We start from the raw sequence: 16,496 nt of genomic DNA on the forward strand, positions 1-16,496 counted from the left end.
GCGTCGCCCTTCCTGAAAAAACAGCTCACTGCCGCCGGCGTCACGTGCGCAATCGCACGCGCGGCGGAACTCCTTGACTCACACCGCGTGCAACACCGCCCACAGCGCGCGAAACCCGGCTTCCCGGTACGCGGCGGCGCGCGCCGGATCGCGTGCGATCGATTCCATCGCCGTTTCCGCGATCGACGTGAACAACGCCGAGCAGAACGCATGTGCGTCGTCGCGGTTCAGCGCGCCCGACGCGGCGATCTGCTCGCGCAGCAGCGTGCCGATCGCGCCGAAGCCTTCGGCGCCGGCCGCGCGATGCGTGTCGTCGATGCGGCCGCTCACGCGGAGCTGCTCGAGCGCGCGCCGACCGTCCGGATTCGCGACGCCCCACGCCACATGGCCGTTCCACGCATGCCGCAGAGCCTGCTCGGCCGGCGCGTGTTCCGGAAACCCGGTCATCATCGCTTCGCGCATGTCGGCCTTCAGGCTCAGGTACAGCGCGTTCAGCAATGCATCCTTGGTTTCGAAGTACGTGAACACCGTGCCTTCCGCCACGCCGGCGAGCCGCGCGATGCGCGCGGTCGTCGCGGTCGCGCCGTCCTCGGCGAGCGCGCGCGCGGCCGCCGCCAGGATGGCTTCGTGCTTGTCGGGACTGCGCGGTCGGGCCACGTTCGATTCCTTTAATGAGTGAGCGCTCAATCATAATCAAGCCAGTATCAGGAATGCAAGCGCTGTTACATCCGGCGGAACACATACGCAATCCGTCAAAACGGTGCACTATTGCGTTTTGCCGTACCGGCGCCGGCGCATCCGGCGCCTGATTGCCTCGACGTTCGTTTCACGTTCCCCGTTTCAAACCGCGAACCTCCCATGACGAATCAGCCTTCCCAGACCGCGGCCGACCGGCCGGTCGACATGATCATCTTCGGCGGCGGCGGCGACCTGGCCGCCCGCAAGCTGTTGCCCGCGCTGTACATGGCGCACCTGCACTGCAACCTGCCGCCCGAGACGCGCATCATCGCGGTCGGCCGCCGCGACTGGGGCATCGACGGCTACCGCAAGTTCATGGACGAGCAGTCGCGCCCGTTCATCGACGACAAGGCCTTCGACGCCGACGCGTGGGCCCGCTTTCTCGACCTGTTCAAGTACGTGCTGATCGACGTGAACGCGCCGGCAGACTACGCGCGGCTCGCCGAAGCGGCGCGCGGCGACGCGATCCGCGTGTTCTACCTGTCGACGTCGCCGGAGCTGTTCACGACGATCTGCGACAACCTGTCGGCCGCGCACCTCGTCGACGCGCGCTCGCGCGTCGTGCTCGAAAAGCCGCTGGGCCACGATCTCGCGTCGGCGAAAGCGATCAACAACGACGTCGGCAGGCATTTCGAGGAATCGCAGATCTATCGGATCGACCACTATCTCGGCAAGGAAACCGTGCAGAACCTGATGGTGCTGCGCTTCGGCAACCCGATCTTCGGGCCGCTGTGGCAGGCGCCGAGCATCCGCAGCGTGCAGATCACGGTCGCGGAGACGGTCGGCGTGGGCAGCCGCGCGGGCTTCTACGACCACACCGGCGCGCTGCGCGACATGGTGCAGAACCACCTGCTGCAGCTGCTGTGCATCGTCGCGATGGAGCCGCCCGTGTCGCTCGATCCGGACGCGGTGCGCGACGAGAAGCTCAAGGTGCTGCGCTCGCTGCGGCCGATGTCGCTGTCGGACGTCGCGCGCGACACGGTGCGCGGGCAGTACACGGCCGGCGCGGTCGACGGCCAGCCGGTCAAGGGCTATCTCGACGAGGAGAACGTGCCGGCGGACAGCCACGCGGAAACCTTCGTCGCGCTGCGCGCATACATCAACAACTGGCGCTGGGCGAACGTGCCGTTCTTCCTGCGCACCGGCAAGCGGCTGCAGCGCCGCCAGTCGGAAATCGTGATCGAGTTCGCCGACATGCCGTTCTCGATCATCCCGAGCGGCCCGCGCCACTACAGCAACCGACTCGTGATCCAGCTTCAGCCGGAAGAGTCGATCCAGCTCCAGATGCTCGCGAAGGAGCCGGGCAGCGGGATGAAGATGGTGCCGGTGAGCCTGAACCTCGACCTGCAGCAGGCGATTCCGGAACGGCGCGCGGAAGCGTACGAACGGCTGCTGATCGACGTGATCCGCGGGCGGCTCACGCACTTCATGCGCCGCGACGAGCTCGAAGCCGCCTGGTCGTGGGTCGAGCCGATCCTCGACGGCTGGAAGCAGCTCGGCGACCGGCCGCGCCTCTACACGTCCGGCACGTTCGGGCCGGCGGCCTCGTCGGCGCTGCTCGCGCGCGACAACATGTCGTGGTCGGAAGAGGCATAACGGCAGCAAGCGGCGCGGGACGCCCGACCGACGATGGCAGGCCGGCGGCCCGAGCGCCGTTGGCATGCCGGGTCACCTCGCGGTGCCCGCCCACGCGCGCGTCGCCGTTACCTTCGGCGCGAGGAAGTCGGGTGAGCCGCCCCGCGTCGGTACCAGCTCCCGCTTCCGCTTCCGCAACTCAGTGCCCCCCCGCTACACCGTCCCCATCCACGCGGCCTTGCGCCGCGTCGGCGCATCGCCGGTGCCGCCCAGCACCTCGATCATGTAATCGACGAACGACGCGATCCGCGACGAAATCGCCGTGTTCCGGTAATACACCGCGTTGATCGGCTGTTCGACGTCGAGCGTGTGCCGCGCAAGCACCTGCACGAGCCGCCCGGCCTCGCGATCCTGCGCGGTCATGAAATCCGACAGGCACACGATGCCCGCACCCTCCAGCGCGAGCTGCCGCAGCGTCTCGCCACTCGACGACCAGATGTCGGGCTCGATGCGCAACGGCTCGCCGTCCGTGCCGAGGATCGGCCACACGTTCAGCGATTCGGGCAGCGTGAAGCCGAGCAGCGTGTGCTTGTGGAGATCCTCGACCTTGCGCGGCTGGCCGTGCGCTTCGATATACGCGGGGCTCGCGAGGATGCGCAGCCGGCTGTTGCCGATGCGCCGGCTGTGCAGCGTCGAATCCTTGAGCCGGCCGATCCGGATCGCGACGTCGGTGCGCCGCTCGAGCAGGTCGATGATCCCTTCGTTGCTGTTCAGCTCCAGATCGACCTTCGGGAAGCGTTCGCGGTAGCCGCGCACGAGCGGCACGATCACGTGCAGCATGAACGGCGTCGCGGCGTCGACGCGCAGCCGCCCCGACGGCATCTCGCGCCGCGCGAGCATCTGCTCCTCGGCGTTCTCGACCGATTCGATGATCGCGCGCGCGTTCTGCAGGAACGCGCGCCCTTCCTCCGTCAGTTCGAGCCGGCGCGTGGTCCGGCGCAGCAGCGTGGTCTTCAGCTTCTCCTCGAGCCGCGCGAGCGTGCGGCTGGTGGCCGACACGGTGAGGTCGAGCTGCTGCGCGGCGGCGGTGATCGAACCGGTGTCGACCACGGCCGCAAAGGCCTGGAGTTCGTCGAGCGTGATTTTCATTGTTGATTTGAAATCAAAACAATTTGGTTTATAGACCAGTTTTTCCGCAAAAGTAAAGCCGGCACACTGCGATCCATCCTTACTGGAACCTGGATCCCATCATGCCACTCGCCCTGCTTGCGCTGACCATCAGCGCGTTTGCCATCGGCACGACCGAGTTCGTGATCGTCGGGCTGATCCCGACGATCGGCGCCGATCTCGGCGTCAGCGTGCCGTCGGCCGGCCTGCTCGTCAGCCTCTACGCGCTGAGCGTCGCGATCGGCGCGCCGCTCCTCACCGCGCTCACCGGCCGCGTGCCGCGCAAGACGCTGCTCGCCGCGCTGATGGCGCTGTTCACCGTCGGCAACCTCGTCGCGTGGCAGGCGCCGAGCTACGAATCGCTGATCGTCGCCCGCGTGCTCACCGGCCTCGCGCACGGGGTGTTCTTCTCGGTCGGCTCGATCATCGCGACCACGCTCGTGCCGAAGGAGAAAGCCGCCAGCGCGATCGCGACGATGTTCAGCGGGATGACGGTCGCGTTCGTCGCCGGCATTCCGCTCGGCACCTTCATCGGCCAGCACTTCGGCTGGCGCGCGACGTTCCTGATCGTCGCGCTGTTCGGCCTCGTCGCATTCGTCGGCGCGGTGGCGTTCGTGCCGCGCGGCCTCCCGCAGACGCCGCCCGCGCCGCTCGCCCGCCAGTTGCGCGTGTTCACCCAGCCTCGGCTGCTGCTCGTCTATGCGATGACGGCGGTCGGCTACGGCGGCTCGCTGATCGCGTTCACGTACATGGCGCCGCTGCTCGAACAGATCGCCGGCTTCACGCCGTCGCAGGTCAGCCTCGTGCTCGTCGGCTACGGCGTGTCGGTGGCGTTCGGCAACGTGTGGGGCGGCAAGCTCGCCGACCACGTCGGCCCGGTCAAGGCGCTCAAGCGGATCTTCCTGCTGCTCGCGATCGTGCTGTTCGCGCTGACCTTCACGGTGCACGTGAAGTGGCTCGCGGTGCTGACGATGCTCGCGTGGGGCGCGGTCGCGTTCGGCAACGTGCCGGGGCTGCAGGTGTACGTCGTCAAGCAGGCGCGCCACTTCGCGCCGGACGCCACCGACGTCGCATCGGGCTTCAACATCGCCGCCTTCAACCTCGGCGTGGCCGGCGGCTCGTCGCTCGGTGGCCTGATCGTCGCGAACGTCGGCCTCGGTCATACGCCGTGGATCGCCGCCGTCGTCACGCTCGGCGCGTTTGCGCTCACCGCATTGAGCGGCCGTCTCGACAGCCGCGAGGGCCTGCCGGCACGCACGGCCGAACCCGTCGAACTCGCCCATTGAACGTCACCTTTTCACAGGAGCCATCAGCATGAACGCATCGACCCAACGTCCGCCGTTCGCCGGCAAGACTTTCGAAGTCCGTTACGACGGCCTCACCGCGCTCAACGCGTACGACGAGGACGGCCTCCACATGCGCTACGAGATCACCGAAGGCCCGTATGCGGGCGCGAAGGGTGAAGTCGAATACACGTGGCAGCGCGTCGCCGGCGACACCTACGCGATCTCGTGGCAGGAAGCCGATCGCGCAACCGTCGTGCACATCGACGATTTCGCCGCCGGCACGTCGCGCTCGTTCTTCACCGCGTCGTCGCTGGATTTCTACCGGCTCGACGGCAGCCTGCGCGCGGTCTGAACCGACGGAGATCCCGACCATGCGAACCTCACTCGACAAGCTTGCCGACGGCGGCTTCAGCATCGGCGTCGAGCTTCCGCTCGATAACGACTGGACGCCGTCCGGCAACGCGAAACGCCGGCACGACAACCGCCACCCCGGTGTGCCGGACCTGGAGATCCACGCGGAACTCGCGCAACTGGCCGACACGCTCGGCTTCCGCGCACTCTGGGTGCGCGACGTGCCGCTGTACGACCCGTCGTTCGGCGACGCCGCGCAAGTGTTCGAAACGTTCTCGTATCTCGGCTACCTCGCCGGCATCACGCGCGACATCCTGCTCGGCACGGCGGCCGTGGTGCTGCCGCTGCGCGAGCCGCTGCTGACGCTGAAATCGGCCGCGACGATCCAGGAACTGAGCCGCGGGCGCCTGCTGCTCGGCGTCGCGAGCGGCGATCGGCCGGTCGAATATCCGCTGTTCGGCCGCGACTTCGCGTCGCGCGGCGCGAACTTCCGCGACCAGATCGCGCTGCTGCGCGACGGCGCGCGCGGGCATCTGCCGCCGGGTCTCGAAGTGCTGCCGGCCGCGCGCTCGCCGGCGCCGCTGCTCGTCGCAGGGCTCGCACAGCAGACGCCCGCGTGGATCGGCGAACACATGGACGGCTGCCTCGCGTATCCGGGCACGCCGGCCGATCACCTGCAGCGCGCGGCGAACTGGCGCGCGGTGGCCGGCGACAAGCCGTACGTGAGCTTCATCCACCTCGACCTCGCGGAAGATCCGCACGAGCCGCTGCAACGCCACCGCTTCGGCGCCCGCGCCGGACGCATCGCGCTGACGGAAGAACTCGCGGCGATGCGCGACGCGGGCGTGCAGCACATCGGCCTGCATTTCCGCCGCAACCGGCGCCCGCTCGACGAGACGATGTCGGAGATCGCGGCGGACGTGCTGCCGGCGTTCCACGCGAACACCGCGGCGAACGCGCAGGCGCGCACCGCCTGAGGCCGGCGCCGCATCAGCTGGCCGGATGCACGGCCAATATTTGACTTTAAATCAAATATTTTTGACCTCTAAAGGCGTTTATCTCATCAGTCCGACGCGCCAGAATGGCTTCCATACCGCAACGGTTCACCCCTTTTCAGGAGCACCTCATGAGCAACATTCCCGCATTCGGCCTCGGTACGTTCCGCCTGCAAGGCCAGGTCGTCATCGACTCGGTCCGCAACGGCCTCGAAGTCGGCTACCGCGCGATCGACACCGCGCAGATCTACGGCAACGAAGCCGAAGTCGGCGAAGCGGTCGCCGCGTCGGGCGTGCGCCGCGACGACCTGTTCGTCACGACGAAGATCTGGGTCGACAACTACGCACCGGAAAAGCTGGTCGCCAGCCTCGAGGAAAGCCTGCGCAAGCTGCGCACCGACTACGTCGACCTGACGCTGATCCACTGGCCGGCCCCGGGCAACGGCGTGTCGATCCAGGCATTCATGACCGCGCTGGCCGACGCGAAGGCGAAGGGCCTCACGCGCCAGATCGGCATCTCGAACTTCAACATCGAACTGACGAAGGAAGCGATCGCGGCCGTCGGCAAGGACGCGATCGCGACGAACCAGATCGAGCTGAGCCCGTACCTGCAGAACCGCAAGCTGGTCGAGTTCCTGAACGCCGAAGGCATCCACGTGACGTCGTACATGACGCTCGCGTACGGCAAGGTGCTCGGCGATCCGGTGATCGGCGCGATCGCGCAGCGCCACAACGCGACGCCGGCGCAAGTCGCGCTCGCATGGGCGCTGCAGCTCGGCTACTCGGTGATTCCGTCGTCGACGAAGCGCGAGAACCTCGCGAGCAATCTGCTCGCGCAGACGCTGCGCCTGACCGACGAAGACATGGCGCAAATCGCCGCGCTCGAGCGCAACGGCCGCGAGGTCGACCCGGCCGGCCTCGCGCCGAAGTGGGACTAAGCGCACCGCCCCCTCAATCGACCCGTCCGCGGCCAACTGGCCGCGGCACCGACAGGACACCATCATGACCCAGGACCCGCTTTTCCAACCGCTGCAATTCGGCGCGCTGACGCTGCCGAACCGTATCGTGATGCCGCCGATGACGCGTTCGCGCGCCAGCCAGCCCGGCGACGAAGCCAACGAACTGATGGCCGCGTATTACGCGCAGCGCGCGAGTGCGGGCCTGATCGTCAGCGAAGGCACCTACATCGCGCCGCTCGGCAAGGGTTACGCATGGACGCCCGGCATTCACACGCCGTCGCAGGTCGCCGGCTGGCGCAAGGTGACGGACGCCGTGCATGCCGCGCACGGCCGCATCTTCGCGCAGCTGTGGCACGTCGGCCGGCTGAGCCACACGAGCCTGCTCGGCGGCCAGCAACCCGTGTCGTCGTCGCCGCTTCAGGCGCAGGGCGTGAACGTGTTCATCGCCGGTGAAGACGGCAGCACGCCGGGCTTCGTGCAGGCATCCGAGCCGCGCGCGCTGTCCGTCGACGAGATCCGCGAGATCGTCGACCAGTACCGCGCCGCCGCCCGCAACGCGATCGAAGCCGGTTTCGACGGCGTCGAGTTGCACGGCGCGAACGGCTACCTCGTGAACCAGTTCATCGACTCGAACGCGAACACGCGCACCGACGCGTACGGCGGCTCGCTCGAAAACCGGCTGCGCTTCCTGCGCGAAGTCACGCAGGCGCTGATCGAAGGCACCGGCGACGCATCGCGCGTCGGCATCCGCCTCGCGCCGCTGACCACGCTGAACGGCTGCGTCGACGACGATCCGCAAACGACCTACCTCGCCGCCGCGAAGCTGCTCGGCGAACTCGGCGTCGGCTACCTGCACATCGCGGAAGCCGACTGGGACGACGCGCCGCTGATGCCGGTCGAGTTCAAGCAACAGCTGCGCGCCGCGTACCCCGGCGTGCTGATCTACGCCGGCGCGTACACCGCCGAGCGCGCCCGTGAAGCGATCGCCGCCGGCTGGGCCGACCTCGTCGCGTTCGGCCGCCCGTTCGTCGCGAACCCGGACCTGCCCGAGCGCCTGCGCACCGGCGCCGCGCTCACGCCGCACGACCGCAACACGCTGTTCGGCGGCGGCGCACAGGGCCTGACCGACTATCCGACGCTCGCGCAAGCCGCGGCCTGAACCACTCAAAGGAGTCCCGAATGAAAGCCACGCTCGCCCGGGTCGCGCTCGCCGCGCTCCTGCCGCTCGCGGCAGCGCAGGCGGCGCACGCTTCGCCGGCCGCGCCCGCGGCCGACTGGTATCCATCCGTCTACGGCGCGAACGACGAAATCGGCGCGGCCAACCTGCTGACGCCCGACGTCGTCAGACAGGCGGTCGGCCTCGTGAAGGCCGGCAAGACCTATCCGCTCGCCGTGCCGGTGGACAAGAACCTGCCGGCGTTCCGCCACCGCAGCTTCCGGCTGTACAACGTGCAGGTCGGCCAGCAGGCCGGCAAGAGCCTCGGCCCGAACAAGTTCACGTTCAACGACGAACTCGTGAACGCGTGGACCGGCGTCGGCACGCAGCTGAACGGCATCGGCCACATCGGCATCGACAACGTCTACTACAACGGCAACCAGGCGGCCGATTTCGTGACGGTCGACGGCGTGAAGAAGCTCGGCGTCGAGAAGGTGCCGCCGATCGTCACGCGCGGCGTCGTGCTCGACATGACCGCGTACTACGGCAAGCCGATCGTGCCGGGCGGCACCGAGTTCACCGTTGCCGACATCCAGGCCGTGCTGAAGAAGGAAGGGCTGACGCTGCGCAAGGGCGACGTCGTGCTGTTCAACACCGGCTGGCTCGAGCTGATCGGCAACGACAACAAACAGTTCCTCGAAGTCGAGCCGGGTATCGGCATGGAAGCCGCGAAGTGGCTGGCCGACCAGGGCATCGTCGCGTTCGGCGGCGACACATGGGCGTCGGAGGTCTATCCGAATCCGCATACGCAAGACGAATTCCCGATCAACCAGTACATGCTCGCGAAGCGCGGCATCTACAACCTGGAGCTGATCGACAGCCGCGCGCTGGTGCGCGACCAGGCATGGGAATTCCTGTTCGTGCTCGGCCAGCCGCTGTACGTCGGCTCGACGCAGGTCAACATCAACCCGGTCGCGATCCGCTGATCGCGCGCGCCGTTCGTCAACCGGTTATCCGAGAGTTCACATGAGAATCACGCTCCCGTCCCGCCTCGGTTTCGGCACTGCGCCGCTGGGCAACATGTATCGGGACATCCCGAACGAAGAAGCACTGGCCACGGTCGATGCGGCCTGGGAAAGCGGTATCCGCTATTTCGACGCGGCGCCGCTGTATGGCGCCGGCCTCGCCGAACTGCGCCTGGGCGAGGCACTCGCCGGGCGTCCTCGCGACGAATATTCGCTCGGCACCAAGGTCGGCCGCCTCGTGCTCGACGAGCACGAGGATGCATCGCAGCGCGACCTCGGCGAGAAGGGCGGGCTGTTCCAGCACGGCCTGCCGAACAAGATCGTCTACGACTACACCGAAGACGGCACGCTGCGCTCGATCGACGCGAGCCTGAAACGGCTGCGCACCGACCGTCTCGACACCGTGTGGATTCACGATCCGGCGATCGACTTCCACGGCGAGCGCTGGCTCGACGTGTTCGACGTCGCGATGTCGGGCGCCGCGAAGGCGCTCACGCGGCTGCGCGACGAGAAGGTCATCAAGGGCTGGGGCCTCGGCGTGAACCGGATCGAGCCGTGCGAGCTCGCGCTCGAGCGCTCGGACCCGGACGGCTTCCTGCTGGCCGGCCGCTACACGCTGCTCGACCATGCGGACGCGCTCGAACGGCTGATGCCGGAAAGTGCGGCGCGCGGGCTCGGCATCATCGTCGGCGGCCCGTACAACTCCGGCGTGCTCGCCGGCGGCACTCACTTCGAATATCAGCCGGCCACGCAGGAGATGCTCGATCGCGTCGCGCGCATCCGGCAGATCAGCGAACGGTTCGGCGTCGACGTGCGCGCGGTGGCGCTGCAGTTCGCGCTTGCGCATCCGGCCGTCGCGGCCGTGATCCCCGGCGCGAGCCGGCCCGATCGCATCGACGAGAACCTGCGGCTCGCGTCGGCGCAGATTCCGGCCGCGCTGTGGGACGCGCTGAAGGCGGAACGCGTGATCGCCGCGCACGCACCGACGCCGGCCGGCGCGGGCTGAGCGGGCGGCTGAACCGTGCGACGTCCGTGTCGCCGGCACGCGTCGCGCGCTCAACCGGTTCGACACGCAGGCCCGGGGCGCGCGGCGTCGCCTGTGGCGGCGACGCGCGGCCACGGCCGGTCGCGAATCGCTCGCCAGCGCGTCCACATGGCGATGCGCGACGAATGGCCCGCAGCAAGCAACGATTTCCCTTTCCGGCGCCGCCAGCCTCGGCCGATGGCGCCGTTCTTTTTGCAGCGATTGCAGGAATTCAGAATGAGCACGCAAGCATCGAAACTCGCCCTCGTCACCGGCGGCTCGCGCGGCATCGGCCGCGCGACCGCGTACGAACTCGCACGACAGGGTTACATCGTCGCGGTCCACTATCGTGCGGACCGCGCCGCGGCGGAACACACGGTCGCCGGCATCCGTGAGCTCGGCGGGCGCGGCTTCGCGATCCAGGCAGACCTCGACGCGCCGAACGGCGTCGCGACGCTGTTCGACGCGCTCGACCGCGCCGTCGCCGAACAGAACCTGCCGGCCACGCTCGACGTCCTCGTGAACAACGCGGGCGTCGCCGACGGCGGCACGCTGGACGACACGTCGGTCGAGCTGTTCGACCGCCAGTTCTCGCTGAACGTGAAGGCGGTGTTCTTCACGACGCAGCAGGCCGTGAAGCGCATGCCGCGCGGCGGCCGGATCGTCAATCTGTCGAGCGTGCTGTCGAGCCGCGTGTTCGAGGCCGGCGGCAATTTCAACGCGATTTCCGCGTACGCTGCCGCGAAGGCGGCCGTCGACACACTAACGCGCCACTGGGCAGTCGAACTCGGCCCGCGCGGCATCGTGGTCAACGCGGTCGCGCCCGGCCCGGTCGATACCGACATGAACGCGAGCTGGCTGCGCACCGACGACGGCCGCGCGACGATGACGTCGGCGAGCCCGCTCGGCCGCGTCGGCACGCCGGAAGACATTGCCGGCGTGATCGGCTTCCTCGCGAGCCCGGCGTCGCAATGGACGACCGGCCAGGTCATCGACGCAAGCGGCGGCTACCGCCTGTGATGCCAAGGCCGCCGGTTCGCCCGGCGGCACGGATCGGGCGGGGCGCAGGGCGTTCCCGACCGTCCGCACGTTGCGCGGCGCGCTCGACGACGCCGCGCCGCTCGATCGCGACGCCCTGGACGCGCAGGCGGTGAAGGCCGAGGGCAACCAGGTTTGCAGCGCGTTCATGCGCGAAGCGCTGCCCGGCAGGCCCGACGCCACGCACGCGCACGCGCTCGCGCGCGCTCGCGCGCGAGTTGGTCATGACGATGCTGACGACGAGCAGCAACGCGTTCTCCGAAACCGACCGCACGCCGCCGGAAACCGACACCCGTTCGACCGCGATGGCCGACATGTTCCGCGCGGACTTCGCGTAGCTCGCGCATCTCGCACATCTCGCACATCTCGCGCATCTCACGCATCTCACGCAATTCGTGCAGTTCACCGCGGATCGATGCAACGAGCGGCCAAAATGAGTGCCAGCGCAGCCGGCGCGGCCCCCGCATCATCCGAATGCACGTTGCGCGTGGCCGCGCATTGCGTCACACGGTGCCGTCTCCACACGCCTGCACAGCCTGACTGAAAGCCGTTCGCAAGATTCGATGCATCTCCCTCTCCCGCCCTGCCCGCCGCCCCCGCATTCAAATAATCGCCTTAACGGATTCGAACTAGGCGTATACACGCGTTCCGCGACGACGAAGCCCCGTTACACGCCGATATAAGCGCTGACACATGCGCTGCATGCTCTTCCCCCAATGGGACGTGATGGGCCGTTCGCCTAACCTTCGCTACGGCAAAGCACACGTGACGAAATCAACCGCGGCACGCGTCGTCCGACGCGACACGGTCGCACCCGTCGACGCGCGTGCGGCGGCACGTATCACACGGCGTGCGTCATGCGTCCCCGCGACGTTGCCGATCATTCCAACCAGATTCGAGACACCCTGACGACGGTCCGCTACGGCCGTTTCAGCACGCTGATAAAGGAGCAAGCTCATGAGTGATACCCCGGTGCAGCCAACGGTCGGCGTCGGCGCGGAAGAAACGGACTTCGGCACCAAGGGAGTCGTCGACCGGTATTTCGACATTTCGTCGCGCGGCAGCACGCAGCGCCGCGAGATCGTCGCGGGCGTGACCACCTTCCTTGCGATGGTCTATTCCGTGTTCGTCGTGCCCGGCATGTTCGGCAAGGCCGGCTTCGACACGAGCGCCGTGTTCGTCGCGGTCTGCCTGACCACCGCGTTCGGTTCGCTGCTGATGGGCCTGTGGGCGAAGCTGCCGATCGCGATCGGCTGCGCGATTTCGCTGACCGCGTTCACCGCGTTCGGCCTCGTGCTCGGCAAGGGCCTGCATCCGACCGTCGCGCTCGGCGCGGTGTTCCTGATGGGCCTCGTGTTCACGGGCATCTCGGTCACCGGCGTGCGTTCGTGGATCCTGCGCAACCTGCCCGCGGGCGTCGCGCACGGCACCGGAATCGGCATCGGCCTGTTCCTGCTGCTGATCGCGTCGAACGACGTCGGGCTCGTGATCAAGAACCCGGGTGCCGGCCTGCCGGTGTCGCTCGGCCAGATCACCGCGTTCCCGGTCATCATGTCGGTCGTCGGCCTCGCCGCGATCTTCGGGCTCGAGAAGCGTCGCGTGCCGGGCGGCATCCTGCTCGTCGTGATCGCGATCTCGCTGATCGGCCTCGTGTTCGATCCGGCGGTGAAGTACCGCGGCATCTTCGCGCTGCCGTCGCTGAGCGCACCGGGCCATGCGTCGCTGATCGGCGCGATGGACATCAAGGGCGCGCTGTCGATGTCCGTGCTGCCGAGCGTGCTGGCGCTCGTGATGACCGCCGTGTTCGACGCGACCGGCACGATCCGCGCGGTGGCGGGCCAGGCCGGCCAGCTCGACGAGAACGGCCGCATCATCAACGGCGGCCGCGCGCTGACCGCCGATTCGGTCAGCTCGATCTTCTCCGGCTTCCTCGGCGGTGCGCCGGCCGCGGCCTACATCGAGTCGAGCGTCGGCGTGGCCGCCGGCGCGAAGACGGGCCTCGCGGCAGCCGTGGTCGGCCTGCTGTTCCTGGTCGTGATGTTCCTGTCGCCGCTCGCGGCGCTCGTGCCGTCGTACGCCACGGCCCCCGCGCTGATGTACGTCGGCCTGCTGATGCTCGGCAGCGTGAGCAAGCTGCACATGGACGACATGGTCGACGCGATGTCGGGGCTCGTATGCGCGGTGTTCATCGTGCTGACCGCGAACATCGTGACGGGCATCATGCTCGGCTTCTCGACGCTCGTGATCGGCCGCATCGCCAGCGGCGAATTACGCAAGCTGAACGTCGGCACGGTGCTGATCGCCGCCGTGCTCGTCACGTTCTATCTCGGCGGCTGGGCAATCTGACCGCGCAACATGCGCGACGTCGCCGACAGAAGGACGGCGCGCATCGGGGCGATACCGTCTCCTCCACCATCATCGTTGATGGTCTCCAAGCCTGGGAACGTACGTTTCCAGGCTTTTTTTGTCGGTGCGGCATCGATCTCCGACACACGACCAAACGGACTACGAACCGTTGACGCGCGGCACGGCGCGACGCCTCAAATCCACTGATCGTTCTCGACCGTGCGCTCGCTCGTCGCGCTGTCGCCGGTATTCACGACGCCGCGCGGCTCGATCAGCAGCAGTTTCACTTCGCCCTGCGCACACGGCCTGTGCTCGACGCCTTTCGGCACCACGGCCATTTGCCCGGCACGCAGTTCGATCGAATCGTCGCCGTGCGGGCCGCCGCGAACATCGATACGCAGGATGCCGTCCAGCACGATGAAGGTCTCGTCGGTATCGGCGTGCCGGTGCCAGACGAATTCGCCTTCGAGCTTGACGACCTTGAATTGGTAATCGTTCATTTCCGCGACCACGCGCGGTTGCCAATGGCCGTCGATCCGCGCGATCTTGCCCGCCAGATCGATCGTTTCGCCCTGGCCGCGTGCGGCGGGAGTCGTATGGGAATGCGGTGATGCCGACATCGTTCTCTCCGTATGGGTGGGGATGCACTGGCGAGCATAGGCCGCGGCCCACGGACCGTATTGAACGATCGTGGGACGCCGCTCACCCGCGGCGCATGACGCCCGCGACCTGGAGCCAGTGGCCCGGCGTGTGACCGAACGCCTTCAGAAAGTGGCGTGTCATGTGGCTTTGATCGGCGAAGCCGGCGTCGGCGGCCGCGCCCGCCAGCGACGCGCCCGCCCGCAGCAAGCCGCGCACGGCACCCAGCCGGCGCATCGTCAGATAGCGATACGGGCTCGTGCCGTAGAAGGTCCGGAAATCGTGGGAGAGACTCCAGCGGTCTCGTCCCGTCACGATTTCCAGTTCGTCGAGCGTGACGACGCGCGTGAAGTTCGCATGCAGATAGTCGCGCGCACGGCGCGCCGCCAGATAATCGCCTTTCCCTCGCGAACGCGGCATGTCGGCGGCGGCGGCAAGCGCGTGGGCGAGTTCGACCAGCGCTTCGCTCTGCTCGAGCGGCTCGAGCACGTGCCCGACGTGCTGCAGCAGGCTTTCCGTCGCGGCCGCGATACGCGGATCGCGCGTCACGCCGCCTTCGATGAACGGCAACGCGCGGCCGCCCAGCACCGCCTGGAACAGCGCGGGCTCGACGTAAATCATCCGGTAGCGGAAGCCCTCGCCCGTACCGGCCTGGCCATCGTGAGCCTCGTCGGGATGCAGCACCATCGTATTTCCCGGGAGACTATCGCGCCGACAACGGCGATAGTTGAAACTCTGTACGCCGGCGAGCGTGCGGCCGATCGCGTACGTATCGTGCCGATGCATCGCATACGCATTGCCTTGAAACCAGGCTTCGATGCGCTCGATGCCGTCGATCGGCGTCGCATGCATCATCCAGTCGTCGCGCGACGAGGCTGCTTTCCGGGACATGGCGAATTGAAAAACGCAGGGGAAACGGGACGTGTGTCGATGCCAACCGCACATCGTTGCGCTCAGCATGCCACATCGGCGCGGCGGGCACTGCCGTGCGTCGACGCTCGCCTGATACGCGCGGTCAATCGTCGAACGGCAACGCGATACGCCGTATCGCAACGTCCGTAGACAACATTCGTCGGCAACATCCGTCGACGACATCACGCACACGCTCGCGCCGTCATTCGAATCCTGAGCCGCTATCCACCGATCGCGGCAACGACATGCCGTGCGTCGCGCCCGGAATTTTGCCGCGCCCGGCGTGCGCCGCCGCAGCACGCTACCCTATCGATCTTCGCGCCGGCACCCCGGCCCGCCGCCAGATCGGAACCCGCTCGATGACCCGCATCCGAAACCAACTGAACACCACGCAGCTGCAGGCGTTCGTGTCCGCCGCGCATCACAAGAGCCTGCGCGCCGCCGCGCGCGAGCTCGGCGTCACGCAGCCCGCGATCACGCATACGATCCGCGAACTCGAAACCGCGCTGAACGCGGAATTGCTCGTGCGCAGCGTGCGCGGCGTCGAGTTGACCGCGTGCGGCCATGCGCTGCTGCCGCGCGCCGAACAACTGCTCGGCGACATGCGCCGCACGGTCGAAGCCGTCGAGCAGGTGAAAGGGGAAATGTCGGGGCGCGTCGCGGTGGGCACGATGCCGTCGATCGCGCTGACCGCGCTGCCGCGTGCGGTGATGGCATTCCGCCGCTCGATGCCGAACGTGAGCCTGCATCTCGAGGAAGTGACGGTACCCGACGCGCTCGCGCAGCTGCGCAACGGCACGCTCGACATCGCTGCAATGCACCATGTGCCGGCGCTCGACCGCGATTTCACGCAGGTGCCGCTGCTGTCGACCGAGTTCACCGTCGTGATGCGCGACGGGCATCCGCTCGCGCACGCGCGCCGGTTAGAGGAATTACTCGAAGCCGAATGGATCGTCACGGTCGGCGCCGAGCAGTTTCCGCACAGCGTGATGATGGCGATGTTCGATGCGCGCGGGCTGCCGCTGCCGAAGCGCCTGCTGCGCTCGCCGATGTCGTTCGCGGTGACGCTCGGCCTCGTCGCGCACTCCGACGTGATCGGCTGCTTCACGCGCCCGCTGGCCGCGATGGTGGCGCCGCTCGGCATCCGCACGGCCGAACTCGACGAAAGCATGCCGCGCTTCGACCTGTCGATCATCGCGCGGCGCGACCTGCTGCCGACGCCCGCCGTCTCGCAATTCGTCACGTGCCTGCAGCGCGCGGTCAACGAAACGCTCGGCTGAACCGT

At 67.9% G+C, this 16,496-nt stretch carries 16 protein-coding genes; 11 read left to right on the top strand and 5 right to left on the bottom strand.

Annotated elements, in window-relative coordinates; genetic code table 11:
- Window positions 1-78: 78 nt before the first annotated feature.
- Entirely contained in the window at window positions 79-657 is a 579-nt protein-coding gene (locus O1Q03_RS16705; protein ID WP_269504810.1) for a TetR/AcrR family transcriptional regulator, read from the bottom strand.
- A 201-nt stretch (window positions 658-858) separates the two neighbouring features.
- Here O1Q03_RS16705 and zwf point away from each other — a divergent pair, with 201 nt between their 5' ends.
- Entirely contained in the window at window positions 859-2,334 is a 1,476-nt protein-coding gene (zwf, locus tag O1Q03_RS16710) for a glucose-6-phosphate dehydrogenase (RefSeq protein WP_269504811.1), read from the top strand.
- A 192-nt stretch (window positions 2,335-2,526) separates the two neighbouring features.
- Here the strand turns inward: zwf and O1Q03_RS16715 are convergent, their stop codons facing one another.
- Complete coding sequence (locus tag O1Q03_RS16715; protein WP_269504812.1) at window positions 2,527-3,462, bottom strand: LysR family transcriptional regulator; 936 nt, start codon at window positions 3,460-3,462, stop codon at window positions 2,527-2,529.
- Window positions 3,463-3,563: 101 nt separating this feature from the next.
- On the opposite strand from O1Q03_RS16715, the gene O1Q03_RS16720 reads away from it, so the two are divergent.
- From O1Q03_RS16720 to O1Q03_RS16755, 8 genes are all read left to right on the top strand, one after another.
- Window positions 3,564-4,766, top strand: coding sequence for an MFS transporter (locus O1Q03_RS16720; protein ID WP_269504813.1), 1,203 nt, complete (start codon window positions 3,564-3,566; stop codon window positions 4,764-4,766).
- Window positions 4,767-4,794: 28 nt separating this feature from the next.
- Window positions 4,795-5,118: a MoaF-related domain-containing protein gene (locus O1Q03_RS16725; protein WP_269504814.1), complete on the top strand. Its 324-nt coding sequence runs from the start codon at window positions 4,795-4,797 to the stop codon at window positions 5,116-5,118.
- Between the two features lie 19 nt (window positions 5,119-5,137).
- Window positions 5,138-6,094, top strand: coding sequence for an LLM class oxidoreductase (locus O1Q03_RS16730; RefSeq protein ID WP_269504815.1), 957 nt, complete (start codon window positions 5,138-5,140; stop codon window positions 6,092-6,094).
- A gap of 149 nt (window positions 6,095-6,243) precedes the next feature.
- A complete protein-coding gene (dkgB, locus tag O1Q03_RS16735) occupies window positions 6,244-7,050 on the top strand; it encodes a 2,5-didehydrogluconate reductase DkgB (RefSeq protein ID WP_269504816.1) in 807 nt (268 codons plus the stop codon).
- 64 nt (window positions 7,051-7,114) lie between these two features.
- Window positions 7,115-8,230 (top strand): alkene reductase, encoded by a 1,116-nt coding sequence (locus O1Q03_RS16740; RefSeq protein ID WP_269504817.1) that lies wholly within the window; start codon window positions 7,115-7,117, stop codon window positions 8,228-8,230.
- A 20-nt stretch (window positions 8,231-8,250) separates the two neighbouring features.
- Window positions 8,251-9,213, top strand: a complete 963-nt coding sequence (locus O1Q03_RS16745; protein WP_269504818.1) for a cyclase family protein — start codon at window positions 8,251-8,253, stop codon at window positions 9,211-9,213.
- A 40-nt stretch (window positions 9,214-9,253) separates the two neighbouring features.
- On the top strand, window positions 9,254-10,258 hold the full coding sequence (locus O1Q03_RS16750; RefSeq protein ID WP_269504819.1) for an aldo/keto reductase: 1,005 nt from the start codon (window positions 9,254-9,256) through the stop codon (window positions 10,256-10,258).
- A 255-nt stretch (window positions 10,259-10,513) separates the two neighbouring features.
- Window positions 10,514-11,296 carry an SDR family oxidoreductase gene (locus tag O1Q03_RS16755; RefSeq protein WP_269504820.1) on the top strand — a complete coding sequence of 261 codons (783 nt, stop codon included), beginning with the start codon at window positions 10,514-10,516 and terminating at the stop codon, window positions 11,294-11,296.
- Here the strand turns inward: O1Q03_RS16755 and O1Q03_RS40200 are convergent.
- On the bottom strand, window positions 11,265-11,630 hold the full coding sequence (locus tag O1Q03_RS40200; protein WP_442865806.1) for a hypothetical protein: 366 nt from the start codon (window positions 11,628-11,630) through the stop codon (window positions 11,265-11,267). The two genes, O1Q03_RS16755 and O1Q03_RS40200, sit on opposite strands and share 32 nt — an antisense overlap.
- 641 nt (window positions 11,631-12,271) lie before the next feature.
- Between O1Q03_RS40200 and O1Q03_RS16765 the strand changes: the two genes are divergently transcribed.
- Entirely contained in the window at window positions 12,272-13,660 is a 1,389-nt protein-coding gene (locus O1Q03_RS16765; protein WP_269504822.1) for an NCS2 family permease, read from the top strand.
- Window positions 13,661-13,854: 194 nt separating this feature from the next.
- Here O1Q03_RS16765 and O1Q03_RS16770 read toward each other — a convergent pair whose 3' ends face one another.
- Together O1Q03_RS16770 and O1Q03_RS16775 are read right to left on the bottom strand one after the other, a co-directional pair.
- Window positions 13,855-14,280 (bottom strand): cupin domain-containing protein, encoded by a 426-nt coding sequence (locus tag O1Q03_RS16770; RefSeq protein ID WP_269504823.1) that lies wholly within the window; start codon window positions 14,278-14,280, stop codon window positions 13,855-13,857.
- An 82-nt stretch (window positions 14,281-14,362) separates the two neighbouring features.
- On the bottom strand, window positions 14,363-15,190 hold the full coding sequence (locus O1Q03_RS16775; protein ID WP_269504824.1) for an AraC family transcriptional regulator: 828 nt from the start codon (window positions 15,188-15,190) through the stop codon (window positions 14,363-14,365).
- A gap of 380 nt (window positions 15,191-15,570) precedes the next feature.
- On the opposite strand from O1Q03_RS16775, the gene O1Q03_RS16780 reads away from it, so the two are divergent.
- Window positions 15,571-16,491, top strand: a complete 921-nt coding sequence (locus tag O1Q03_RS16780) for a LysR family transcriptional regulator (RefSeq protein ID WP_269504826.1) — start codon at window positions 15,571-15,573, stop codon at window positions 16,489-16,491.
- Window positions 16,492-16,496 lie beyond the last annotated feature (5 nt).

This window comes from Burkholderia sp. IMCC1007, from assembly GCF_027257875.1.
Classification (GTDB): Bacteria; Pseudomonadota; Gammaproteobacteria; order Burkholderiales; family Burkholderiaceae; genus Burkholderia.